The 12035-nt window shown below is 59.9% G+C and carries 11 protein-coding genes; 3 read left to right on the forward strand and 8 right to left on the reverse strand.

Annotated elements, in window-relative coordinates; translation table 11 throughout:
* From MARHY_RS02510 to dksA, 4 genes are read right to left on the reverse strand one after another with little or no spacing between them, the layout of a single operon-like run.
* Positions 1–2964 (reverse strand): ATP-binding protein, encoded by a 2964-nt coding sequence (locus MARHY_RS02510; RefSeq protein ID WP_041654534.1) that lies wholly within the window; start codon positions 2962–2964, stop codon positions 1–3.
* Positions 2954–3130 (reverse strand): hypothetical protein, encoded by a 177-nt coding sequence (locus tag MARHY_RS18820; protein WP_011784202.1) that lies wholly within the window; start codon positions 3128–3130, stop codon positions 2954–2956. Before MARHY_RS18820 ends, MARHY_RS02510 begins: the two co-directional genes overlap by 11 nt.
* A 4-nt stretch (positions 3131–3134) precedes the next feature.
* Entirely contained in the window at positions 3135–4052 is a 918-nt protein-coding gene (gene gluQRS, locus MARHY_RS02520; protein ID WP_041654535.1) for a tRNA glutamyl-Q(34) synthetase GluQRS, read from the reverse strand.
* Between the two features lie 47 nt (positions 4053–4099).
* Positions 4100–4540 (reverse strand): RNA polymerase-binding protein DksA, encoded by a 441-nt coding sequence (gene dksA / locus MARHY_RS02525; protein WP_008940629.1) that lies wholly within the window; start codon positions 4538–4540, stop codon positions 4100–4102.
* A gap of 172 nt (positions 4541–4712) precedes the next feature.
* Here dksA and sfsA point away from each other — a divergent pair, with 172 nt between their 5' ends.
* Positions 4713–5444 carry a DNA/RNA nuclease SfsA gene (gene sfsA / locus MARHY_RS02530; RefSeq protein WP_041654536.1) on the forward strand — a complete coding sequence of 244 codons (732 nt, stop codon included), beginning with the start codon at positions 4713–4715 and terminating at the stop codon, positions 5442–5444.
* Here sfsA and MARHY_RS02535 read toward each other — a convergent pair.
* The 3 genes from MARHY_RS02535 to MARHY_RS02545 all read right to left on the reverse strand — a co-directional run bounded on the left by MARHY_RS02535 (position 5428) and on the right by MARHY_RS02545 (position 7824).
* Positions 5428–5799 carry a Rieske (2Fe-2S) protein gene (locus MARHY_RS02535; protein ID WP_014420456.1) on the reverse strand — a complete coding sequence of 124 codons (372 nt, stop codon included), beginning with the start codon at positions 5797–5799 and terminating at the stop codon, positions 5428–5430. The two genes, sfsA and MARHY_RS02535, sit on opposite strands and share 17 nt — an antisense overlap.
* The gene (locus tag MARHY_RS02540) at positions 5796–6164 is read right to left on the reverse strand and encodes a pentapeptide repeat-containing protein (protein ID WP_011784207.1); all 369 of its coding nucleotides are present in this window, start codon (positions 6162–6164) and stop codon (positions 5796–5798) included. The genes MARHY_RS02535 and MARHY_RS02540 overlap by 4 nt, the downstream gene beginning before the upstream one ends.
* 79 nt (positions 6165–6243) lie before the next feature.
* Positions 6244–7824, reverse strand: a complete 1581-nt coding sequence (locus MARHY_RS02545; RefSeq protein WP_014420457.1) for a bifunctional aminoglycoside phosphotransferase/ATP-binding protein — start codon at positions 7822–7824, stop codon at positions 6244–6246.
* Positions 7825–7954: 130 nt separating this feature from the next.
* Between MARHY_RS02545 and mrcB the strand changes: the two genes are divergently transcribed.
* A complete protein-coding gene (gene mrcB / locus MARHY_RS02550) occupies positions 7955–10273 on the forward strand; it encodes a penicillin-binding protein 1B (RefSeq protein ID WP_014420458.1) in 2319 nt (772 codons plus the stop codon).
* The gene (locus MARHY_RS02555) at positions 10270–10851 is read left to right on the forward strand and encodes a tetratricopeptide repeat protein (RefSeq protein ID WP_014420459.1); all 582 of its coding nucleotides are present in this window, start codon (positions 10270–10272) and stop codon (positions 10849–10851) included. The genes mrcB and MARHY_RS02555 overlap by 4 nt, the downstream gene beginning before the upstream one ends.
* Before the next feature lie 60 nt (positions 10852–10911).
* Here the strand turns inward: MARHY_RS02555 and MARHY_RS02560 are convergent, their stop codons facing one another.
* A complete protein-coding gene (locus MARHY_RS02560) occupies positions 10912–11850 on the reverse strand; it encodes a DUF4382 domain-containing protein (protein ID WP_014420460.1) in 939 nt (312 codons plus the stop codon).
* Between the last annotated feature and the right edge of the window lie 185 nt (positions 11851–12035).

Consider the following 12035-nt stretch of genomic DNA (forward strand, 5'->3'; position numbering starts at 1 on the left):
TCACGACCTTTCGTTCGGGCTGCTGTAACCGCTGTCGGTATCAGGCTCGTAGGCAGGCAGGCGGAGTCTCACGCAGGTGCCCAGGCCGGTTTCCGGATTGGCCGGGCTTTCCACCTGAATGTTGCCATAGTGCTCTTCAATGATGCTGTACACCAGTGACAGGCCAAGTCCGGTTCCTTTGTTGGGGGCCTTGGTGGTGTAAAACGGTTCGAAAATATGATCCAGCTGGTCTGCCGGTATGCCGGAGCCTTCGTCAATGACCTCGATGATAGCGGAGTAGCCGTCGGCCTTTCCAGCAACCCGGATGGTGCCGCCGTCCGGGGAAGCGTCCCGGGCATTGGCCAGCAGGTTGATGAATACTTGTACCAGCCGTTGTTCATCTCCCAGCACCTGCAGGCTGGCGGGGCACTCGTTCAGAAAACTGATGCCGAGCCCCTTTTCGCTGAGTGACAGCAGGTTGATGGATTCATCAATGCAGCGGTGCAGGCTGACCGGCTCATAACGGTTGGCATGGGCGTGGTTGCCGGTACGTGCGAAGTTCATCAGCGACTGCAGGATGGTGGAAATGCGTCGGGTCTGCTGCTGGATCTGGTCTGCAGTTTCCAGAATGGACGGATCATCGGTTTCCAGTTTCAGGTTCTGGGCCAGAGACGAGATGCCGGTGACGGGATTACCGATTTCGTGAGCGACGCCGGCCGCGAGGCGCCCCACGGAGGCCAGTCGCTCGCTGTGCATCAATTCATCTTCCAGCAAGCGGGTTTCGGTCTGGTCCTCCACCAGGATGATCGAGCCGCCTTCGGTGTGATCCGGGCCGCTCAGTGTCGCCTTGTGCAGGTTCAGCCAATGTGGCTTGCCGCGAAGATCCAGCCTGTGCTTGTAGCGGTGCAGGTCGTCGCCTCGATTGAAATCGTCCAGCAGGGCGTGCCAGTGCTCCGGCAGGGCCAGCAGCTTGGCCCCGACCACTTCCTCGGCGGAAATGTTGGTGAGGCTTTCCATGGCATGATTCCACATCAGAATCTCGCCGTCTTCACCCACTGAACAGGCGGGGATGGGCAGGTTCTGCAGGGTCTGCCGGTAGTGGCGGCGAAGGTTGTCCAGTTCGCCGGCCAGGCCGGTGAGCTGATTCTGGTAATCGCCCAGCGCTCGCTCCACATAGCGAATATCCTGCCCGGTACCTCCATGGGTGAGCGGTTTGAAGCCCAGGTGGCGCTTGACGATGTCCCGGGCGACCGAAGGCCCCAACAGGCCAGACAGGTTGATTTCCACTTGATCCCGCAACCGCCGCAACTGGTAAGGCCGGAACTCGACATTGGGGAGCTTGAGCTGGTTCAGGGCCCGCTCCACTTCCCGACGGGCGACCCGGATGCCCAGTGGCTCGGCCAGTTGCTGCACGAATTCGTTGGAGGATGCTGCCAGCAGTTCCCGCCGCTGCGGCCGGGACAGGGCGCCGAGCGAGCACGCCTGAGCGGCACTGGTTTCCTCCGGTGATGCCGGGCTGAGAATTGAGATCAGCGCGAACACACTGATGTTGGCGGTCAGGCTGACGAAGGTGAACAGGTGCCAGTTGTCGTAGCCGGGCGTAACCGGCAGCTCAAGCCAGGACAGGATGTCTGCCGCCACCGAGAACGGCAACACCAAGGTGATCAACCAGATGAACAGGCCGGTAAACAGGCCGGCAATCAGGCCACGGCGGTTGCCTTCGGGCCAGTAGATGACGCCAAGCGCGCCCGGCAGCAGCTGCAGTGTGCCGGAGAGCGAGATGGCGCCCAGAATAGACAGGTCCAGGTGCTGGCCAATGGTTTCATGGAACAGCAGGGCCAGAAACAGGATGACGGCAATCAGTAGGCGTTTGACCCACTGCAGCCAGCGATAGATGTCACCTTGATCCCGGGGCGTCTTGAGCGGCAGAACAACGTGGTTAAGCACCATGCCGGACAGGGCCAGGGTACTGACGATCATCAGTCCGCTGGCGGCGGAAAGCCCGGCAATGTACATGGCCATGGTCAGGACGGGGCTCTCCAGGGCCTGGGCTACGCCGATACTGAAAAAGGCCGGCGGAGCGTCAACCGACAGCGCCTGGCCACCCCAGACAATCAGCGGCACCGGCAGGCCGACCAGCAGCAGGTACAGTGGCAATCCCCAGCTGGCCTTCGCGAGGGCACGGGGGGACGGGTTCTCACTGAAAGTCATGTGGTACATGTGGGGGAGCACCAGGGCCGCGGCGAACGACATCAGCAGCAGTGCCCGCCAGCTTCCGTCATTAATTGCCATGGTCATGGTGGCTTCCGGATGTGAAGTTTCCGCCAACCAAGCCTCAAGCCCGTTGGTACCACCGAAAACCGAGAACAGGATAACGCCGCCTAAAACCAGGAGGACAACCACTTTCACCAGGGAGTCGAAGGCGATGGCCAGTACCAGCCCCTGATGGTTGCCGGAGGCCTGATGGCGACGGGCACCAAACAGCATGGTGAACAGCACCACGATCAAGCTGAACATGACGCTGATAACTTTCGGCGGCGCATCCGGGGCGAGCAGGCTGGCGGAAACCGAGACTGCCTGAATCTGCATGCTCAGCAAGGCCAGAATGGCCGCAGCCGAACACAGGGTGACCAGGGTGCCCGCCCACTGACTGCGGTAACGATAGGCAAAAAGATCGGCCAGCGACGTCAGCTGGTAGGCGCGGCCTATGCGGAGAATCGGGTTGAGCAGAACCGGTGCCAGCAGGAAGGCGCCGCTGATGCCCAGGTAATAGGCCAGGAAGCCGTAGCCGGAGTCCGCCGCCATACCAATGGCGCCGTAGACGGCCCAGATGCCGGCATAAACCCCAAGGCTAAGGGTATAGATCAGTGGGTGGCGAACCCAGCGGCGCAATAACGTGCCCCGTTCGGTGCCCCAGGCAATGCCGAACAGAACGATCAGGTAAAACAGGCTGGCCAGCAGCAGGCCGGTGGCGCTAAAACTCATTGGGATCCCGCCGCCATTCCAGCCAGAAACCGATAGCAATCAGCCCACCCCAGATCACGAAGGGGCTGTACCAGGCATTCTCCGGCGATGTCCACCAATCCAGGATATTGGGCGAAAAAATATAGATAGCCAGTACCAGCAGAAATACCAGGCGGTAGATATACATCGGGTTATCGGTCCGAAGGCGAAAGTGTCCCGCCGGTTATACCACGGGCCTGCCCGGATGTCAGGGGAATGGCGCTCCGTTGCCAGTGGGCCTCGGCCCAATTGAGAACTTCTTCAACCGTGGCACGAGCGAGTGTCGGCTCCGGTTGCTGCCCCAGGGCCTGAAGTGCCAGAAAGAGATTGCGGGCAGGGTGATCGTCATCCAGGGCCGGAGCGTGGGTCTGCTTGCTGAGTTTCTGGCCTTGTTCGTTGACGATTACCGGAATGTGCAGCCAGTGGGGTGGCTCGGCACCCAGGGCCCGGAAGACCTGTTGTTGCTGCGCGGTCATGTCGAGCAGGTCAGAGCCGCGAACCACATGAGTGATGCCCTGGTCGATATCGTCGACAACGACTGCCAGCTGATAGGCGTAGAAACCTTCCTTGCGCAGAATGACCGGATCGTCCAGTTCGGCGTGCACCATCTGTACCTGGGGGCCAAGCAGATCGTCCTGCCAGTGACTTGCTTCCTCTTCGAGGGCAAAGCGAACGGCGTGTGGGCCATCCCCGGGGCTGGTGTCACCTCGCCGGCACCGATTGGGATGGTAGCCGTGGTTGTCTTTGAGTTGTTTGCGTGAGCACCGGCAGCGATAGGCTTTGTTCTGCGCCAGCAGGGTTTCGATGGCACTCTGGTAGGCGTCGTGTCGCCGGGACTGGAAGCGGACGGATTCGTCGGGGAAAAGGCCGTGGCATTCCAGTGAATGCAGTATCTGGCCGGTGGCTTCCGGGGGCTCCCTTAGTGGGTCAAGGTCTTCGATGCGAACCAGCCAGTCACCGCGGGCAAGCTTTGCTTCCAGCCAACTGGCCAGAGCCGTGACCAGGGAACCAAAGTGCAGTGGGCCGGTGGGGGAAGGGGCAAACCGCCCGCGATAACGTGAAGTCGCCATAGGCGTAGAAGGGCCGGCGGAGGACACGCCGCCGGCCCGGGGCAGCGTCAGATGCCGGTCTGGCGTTCGCGAATCTCAGCCAGGGTCTTGCAATCGATGCACAGAGTGGCCGTCGGACGGGCCTCCAGACGACGAATGCCAATTTCCACACCACACTGGTCGCAGAAACCGTAGTCATCCTTGTCGATACGATCGATAGTCTGGTCGATTTTCTTGATCAGCTTCCGCTCGCGGTCGCGAGTGCGCAGTTCCAGGCTGAACTCTTCTTCCTGGGTTGCGCGATCGCTGGGATCCGCGTAGTTTGCTGCGTCTTCCTGCATGTGGTGCATGGTGCGGTCGACTTCTTCCATCAGCTCCTGCTTCCATTGCAGCAGCAGATCTTTGAAGTGCTGGAGCATTTCCGCACTCATGTATTCTTCACCCTTCTTCATTTCATAAGGGGTGAAGTTGGTAAAACGTTCGCGTGGTTGTTCTGCAGTGTTTGCCATTGAACCCGGCCTCTTGTTTGTACTTCACAAGAACGCTTTGCTTCCCTCCGCGCCAGTGTGGCTGCGCGGTTTTACCCTGGATAGCATTCGTCCTGAAACGGGAATTTGCGGAAAATAGCAGATAAGTCACAGGGGTGCCAGCCTTGTGACACGTACTTTTTGCGGAGAGCACATGAAGTTTCCTGAACCTTTGGTAGAAGGGCGGCTGATTCGCCGCTACAAACGCTTCCTGGCGGACGTGCAATTGCCGGATGGCACTGAGGTAACAGCCCACTGTCCCAACACCGGTTCCATGCTGGGGTGCCAGCCGGAAAATGCCCGGGTGTGGTTGAGCCGGAGTGATAATCCCAAGCGTAAGCTCCAGTACACCTGGGAGCTGGTGGAGACGGAGCAGGGCGTGCTTGCCTGCGTCAATACGGCCCGCCCCAACCCTCAGGCCCGCGCCGCTATCGAAGCCGGTGTGGTTCAGAGCCTGGCCGGCTACGCTCAGTGCCGGGCGGAGGTGCGTTACGGTTCGGAGAAAAGCCGGATCGATCTGTTGTTGTCGGGCCATGATCACGATCCCGATGCCTGGGTGGAGGTAAAAAACGTTACCCTGGCCGAGGGCGGGGAAGGCTATTTCCCGGACGCTGTCACCGAGCGTGGCCAGAAACATCTGAGGGAGCTAATGGCTCAGGTTCAGAACGGAGACCGGGCAGTGCTGTTTTTTGTGGTGAACCACACCGGAATCGAGCAGGTCCGGCCTGCGGATCATATTGATGCCCGCTATGGTCAGCTGCTTCGAGAAGCCTGCGAAGCCGGGGTAGAGGTGATTGCCTATCGGGCCGCACTGGCCGGTGAAGATGGCAACCCCTCGGGGCGCCTGGAGCTGGTTGAGGAAGTGCAGGTCAGTCTGGAACCCTGACCTGCACCTCGCCATCTTCAAGGCGAATGTCCAGGGTGGAGAGCGCATCGCCCTGGCAAGGGCCCGCAATGCACTCACCGGTACCGGGTTTGAACAGGGCACCGTGGGTGGAGCACTGGATAAACAGATTGTCGCTGTCCATGAATCGGCCCGGCATCCAGTTCAGTTCAATACCCAGATGAGGGCAAACGTTAAGGTAGGCCCGGGGTGTGGTGCCATCCAGAAAGGCGAAACCGGTGAGTGGCATGCCGGCCGGTTCTTTCGCTTTCTCTTTCAGGCGAAATTCCAGGAACTGGCCGGGAACAAGCTCGCTCGCCGGCGCAACGGTTTGCCAGTTGGCTGAGTGAGCACTCATTTTGGCAGGATGGCGTAACGCATGCGGGTGCCGTGGTTGAGTGACATCACGATTTCATCGGCTTCCAGGCGGTGCGGGAAATAGCAGCCGGAAATCTTGGCGCTGGCTATGCTGGCACCTTCCATTCTCGATTTCGAGAAATCGATGCCGCGGAGATCGGCGCCGCGGAAGTAGCCATGGCGGAAATCCAGGCCCTTTGCGTCCATGCCGCGCAGGTCCAGCCCGCGGAAATCGCCATGGGCGAAGCTCGGAAGCTCGCTCAGTTTGGCTTTCTCGGCATTAAAGGCGTCCATATCCTCGCTACGGAGCAGGTCATACAGGGGGTGGTCTATATGCTGGAGATCGCTTTCCTGAATATCGTCCATCTTGCACCTCGCACGGACAGCAGGGTTAGTTTTTAGTGTCAGTATAGTGCGCCCTGCCAAAATGGCAGGGCGGCTCGGATCAGACCGGCCCGGTCATGCCCAGATGCTGGCGGATACGATCAGCAACCGCCTCGGCAACGTGCTCATCCTCGGTGTGCAGGTGTACCGTGTGGGTTTTCTCCTCAGTGGTCAGCGGCTCAAACCAGCTTTGCTGAGCATCCAGCAACTCTTCCGTTGCCTCCGAAGCATCGCCTTTGCGTTTGCGCACCCACTCCCGGCGCAAAGCTTCCGGCGCCTCGCAATGCAGCAGAGCGAAGGGGACCCCCTGATTTTCGGCCACGCTGGCAAACTGAGCCCGCTCCTTTTCTTTCAGGCAGGCCGCATCGACAATGACGGACAACCCTGAAGCCAGCAGCTCTCCGGCCAGCTCCGCCAGATGTGCGTAGGTTTTTTCGGTTGCTTCCGGGCTGTAAAGATCGGTGCCCAGGCCCGATTTGCTGTCGTCCAGGGGCCCCAGACCGTGCAGGCGTTTGCGCTCTACGTCAGAGCGCAGGCGAATCAGCCCGAGTTCCTCCGCCATGGCGGCACTCACGCAGGTCTTGCCGCTGGCGGAAAGGCCGGTGGTGGCCAGCAGGTAATGATTCGGTATGGCGCCGTAATCCTCCGCCAGTTGGGCGTAGCTCCGGTAACGCTGCATCAGGTCGGTTTTCTCGGTCTCGCTCAGGTTCGGGTTGCCCAGGGTGAACAGGGCGATTTTGGCCCGCACCATGGCGCGGTACGCCTTGTACAGGGGGAGCAAGGCCAGGCCTTCAAAATCACCGCGGTATTCCAGGTAGGTGTTCAGCACCCGGTTCGCCAGCGCCGGTTCCTGGCGGGATTCCAGGTCCATAAGCAGGAAAGCCAGATCATTCATCACGTCGATCCAGCGGAACGGCTCGTTGAACTCGATGCAGTCAAACACCGTCACCTGATCATTGAACACGGTAATGTTGGCCAGGTGCAGGTCGCCATGACATTCGCGCACCAGCCCGTTTTCCCGTCTGTGGGCGATTAAGTCCCGGCAGCGTTCGAAGGTGGTGCGGGTCCAGTCTTCCAGGTTGTCCAGCTGCGCCAGTAACCCGGCATCATCCAGCATGGGGCGGATCTGGTCGAAGTTTTCCTGCATGGCGGCATACACCGCCTCCGGGGTGCCCAGGGGCTTTTCATCGGCGACCGGTGGCAGGCTTTTGTGAAAGTCTGCAACCTGGCGGGCAAGATTGGTGAGCAGTTCTGCAGGCAGGTCGTCGCGTTCCTGGCGCACATCAAACAGCTGGCTCTGATCGAACTGGCGCATGCGAATGGCGTACTCGAAAGGGGTGCCGTCACCGCCCAGGCGAGGTTGCTCCGGGGTACCGGTAATAGGCACCACCTCCAGATACAGTTCGGCCGCCAGACGGCTGTTCAGGCGCAGCTCGTCCTCGCAGAAGCGTTTGCGGCGTTCCAGGGTGGAGAAATCCAGGAACCCGAAATCCATGGGTTTCTTGATCTTGTAGGCAAAGTCACCGGTGAGCAGAACCTGTGAGATATGGGTCTCAATCACGCGGAAATCCTTAACCGGATGATCGTAGAGTTCCGGGTTCTGCAGTGCCTTGATCAGTGTATCCGGGCCGTTGGCGCTCACGTTGTGCTCCTGGAATCCTTGAAGTTGTTGATTTTTCGTTTTTTGGAGGGCTCCACTATAACGGGCAGATTACAGAAATAACACACACCAGACCTGCCGATAGCGGTGCCCCCTTCGATATAATCCTGCCATGAGTAAAAAAACGCCTCCCCGCAAGAAAAAAACCGAATCCAGTCCTCGCCGCAAACGCTCCGGTCTCTGGCGCTTGCTGTTTCGCGCAGCTGCCCTGTGCCTTGTGCTGCTGGCGGGATGGATGGTCTATCTCGATGCCGTAGTGACCTCTCGCTTCGAAGGACGTCGCTTTGAAGTGCCCTCCCGGGTGTACGCCCGGCCCCTGGAACTCTACGACGGTGCCGGTATCAGCGCCGCCGCGCTGGTCCGTGAACTGGAGCTTGCAGGCTATCGCTCGGGCGACGGTCGTCGGCCCGGAACCTGGCAGCGAAATGGCGACCGTTTTGTCATCAGCACCCGGGGTTTTTCTTTCCCGGATGGCAAGGAGCCCAGACGGCGTCTGTCACTGGTGGTTCGTGGTGATCGGGTAGATTCGTTTTCCGTGATGGAGGGTGACAGCTCTCCGATTGTTCGGCTGGAGCCGGCTCAGATTGGCGGAATATACCCGTCCCATCGGGAGGATCGGATTCTGGTGGAGCTGGATGAGGTGCCCGAGTCCATGATTGCCGGTCTGATGGCTGTGGAGGACCGGCAGTTCTACGAGCATTTCGGCATCGCGCCACTCTCCATTGCGCGGGCGATGGTGGCGAACATCAAGGCCGGTCGAATAGTTCAGGGCGGCAGTACACTGACCCAGCAACTGGTGAAGAACTTTTTCCTGACCCGGGAGCAAACCCTTCTGCGCAAGGGCAACGAAGCCCTGATGTCGGTATTGCTGGAGTTGCATTATGACAAGGACGACATCCTCGAAACCTACCTGAATGAAGTTTATCTGGGCCAGGCAGGCACTCGCAGCATTCATGGTGTTGGCCTGGCCAGCCAGTTTTTCTTCGGCGAGTCGCTGAAGGATATTGATGTCCACCAGATTGCCCTGCTGATTGGCATGGTCAAAGGCCCCAGTTATTACAATCCGCGCCGGCACCCGGAACGGGCCAGGGCGCGGCGTAACCTGGTGCTGGACGAGATGGCTGAGGCCGGGGTTATTTCCGGGCAAGAGGCCAGGGAGGCGAGTGCAAGGCCTCTCGGCCTCAGCGCAAAACCGTCCTATACCGATAATCGCTACCCGGCCTATATCGACCTGGTACGCCGACACCTGGCGCGGGACTACCGGGAGGAAGACCTGCAGAGCGAGGGCCTGAGAATATTCACCACCCTGAATCCGGAAGTTCAGCAGGCCGCTGAGAAGGCGGCAACCGATACCTTGCCTCGCCTGGCGTCGGGTGAGGTGGCCGAGGCGCTGGAAGCGGCGGTGGTTGTCACCGCTAAGGATACCGGCGAGGTGTTGGCGCTGGTGGGGGGCAAAGACCCCCGCTTTGCCGGTTTTAACCGGGCAGTTGACGCCCGGAGGCCTATCGGTTCGCTGGTGAAGCCGTTTATCTACCTGACGGCGCTGTCTCAGCCGGAGCGCTACACCTTGATTTCGCCGGTTCAGGATAAGGCCTTCACCCTCGAGTTTGACGATGGTCGGCGCTGGCAGCCGCAGAACTATGATGGCAAGGAGCGTGGCCTGGTGCCCTTGCATGAAGCTCTGTCCCGTTCGTACAACCTGCCGGCCGTGCGTGTAGGGCTGGATGTGGGCATACCGGCGGTGCAGGAGACGCTGAGGGCCTTTGGGGTGACCACGCCTATTTCGGATTATCCGTCGATGCTTCTGGGTTCCATTTCCCTGTCGCCGGTGGATGTCGCGCAGCTGTATCAGGGTCTGGCAACCTCCGGTTTCAATACGCCCCTGCGTACCATTCGGGAAGTCACCGATGCCGCGAATGAGCCTTTGTCCCGGTATAGCCTGAAAGTGGATCAGGTGGCCGATCCTGCCGCGGTGCATCTGGTGCAGTATGTTATGCAGGAAACCATGCAGGAAGGCACTGGCCGGTCAGCCTACTACCGGTTACCGGATTCCCTGACACTGGCGGGCAAGACCGGTACTACTGACGATGGCCGTGATTCCTGGTTCGCCGGTTTCAGCGGCGACCTGCTGGCGGTCGCCTGGGTCGGCCGTGATGATAACGGCCCGACCGCGTTGAGTGGGGCTTCCGGCGCCTTGCCGGTCTGGTCTGCCACCATGGCGCAGATTCCCCAGCACGGTTTCTCACCGGTGATGCCCGATGGCGTTCAGTATCACTGGGTGAACCCTGGCGAACAGGCGCTGACCGGCGAAAACTGCGACAATGCCCGGCTGATTCCGTTTATCGCCGGCAGCGAGCCGGAACAGCACACAGGCTGCAACGGCAGTCTTGGCCGGCAAATTCGAGGTTGGTTTGAAGGATTGTTTCAATGAATAAACAAGTGATTATACGGTCAGCCTGTCTGGCCCTGTTTGTCGGCCTGGCCGGTGGTTGCGCCACCGGGCCGGGTGGCGGCTCCATCTATGTGCCCGTGGGGGGCGATGACCGCCGTTCGGCGCCGGAACCACCACGCACAAATATTCCTGATGAACAGGACGAACAGGTATGGCGCAAGAGTGAGCAACCGACGGTCACTGAGCCGGACTCGCCGAGCACCCGGGCGCCCAGCTACAGCGAATCCGGTGACCAGTTGCCGGCCGCCGCGCTCACGTTGGTGCGTGATGCTGATCAGCGCCTTCGGCAGGGTGATTCCGCCGGCGCCATCGCCCGACTGGAACGTGCCCAGCGCATTGCGCCAAGATCTTCCGAAGTCTATTTCAAGTTGGCCGAGGCTTACGTTGCCGGGGACAATCTGGGGGCTGCGGAGCAGTTTACTCTGAAGGGACTCTCGTTGGCGGGCAACGATGAACGTATGCAGCGTTCTGGCTGGTTGCTGCTGGCGGATATCCGCCGGGCTCGCGGTAACGTGGCGGGGGCCGATCAGGCTGAGGCCAGGGCTGCGGCGTTGTAACCCGGGTTGACGGAATGAATGTTCAGAGACCGTCCCTGGTCTCTGAACGCCACAGCAAAATCAGGGCTGTGGTATGGGGTCTGCCACGGTTGTTTCACCGGCAACAACGGAGACGTTCTGTTGCCCATCAAACTCCAGAGCTTCATCGGTCTCGTTGTTGTCCAGCTGGCAGCTGTAGGCGATGGTGTACTGGCCTTCGGTCAGGAATGCTGCGGTCCACTCATAGAGAGATCCGGATTCCTGAGCGGTGACCGGAATCACCATCAACGGGTTGGTGCCATCGCGAGTGACGTTCAGGTCAATCGGTTCGACATCAGCGCCTTCGTAAACGTAGACCGCACCGTCGTACTCGCAATCCGCCAAAGTGTCTTCTACGTCGTCAGTGCCTCTTGTTTGGGCAATCGTTGCGTAATCAACGGTCCCCTCAATGGCGCCAACCTCCAGGTTGTCCACGAGTCGAAGCACGGGTTTGAGCATGTAGTCGGCCAGGGCCTGCCCCTGTGGGTCGACAATGGATTTGCGCACATCAAAATCGATGGTGAAGTTGTTGCTGGAATCAGCCGCCACCACGAAGTCGCCTTTCAGCTTCAGTCCACTCTGCTCACCTGAGGGAACGGCAAGGGTGAACTGGCTGTCGCCATTGCTTTCTTTGGTCACGTAGGAGTTGTCGGTGTCGATAATCAGCCGGATTTCGTTATAGACCCCGGCCGGCACTTCCTCGTTGGTGATCAGTGGCTCGGTTACGCCGCCTTGCAGCGTGAGCAGGTCAACCACACCGGTTTCATCAAGGTTGAACTCCAGCCAGTCACCGTCGGCCGGCTTGAGCCGGATGGCATTGAACGCGATGTTGACGCTGGACAGCTCCATGGTCGGGGCGTCGGTCAGTCCAACGGAGACCGAGCCGGTCTCACCCGATGATGAGGAGCCGCCGCTACCACCGCATGCCACCAGTGCGCTGGCCAGCGCAGAAACGACAAATACTCTGCTCATTTGCTTCATAAAACCCTCCGGTTTTTTTGGTCCAGTTCTGGCCTGGTCGTTGGGTGCCAGTCAGAACCCAACGCAGAGGGTTTGAAAAAGGTTCCGGTTGCTGCATTAACATTCGGCCATAAATCCGTCATTATCGCCTGAAGTGCACACAGGGCGGGCGTAAGATAGACTGCCCTCTTCCAGAATTTCGATCA

The sequence above is a fragment of the Marinobacter nauticus ATCC 49840 genome, from assembly GCF_000284615.1.
GTDB classification, from domain to species: Bacteria; Pseudomonadota; Gammaproteobacteria; order Pseudomonadales; family Oleiphilaceae; genus Marinobacter; species Marinobacter nauticus.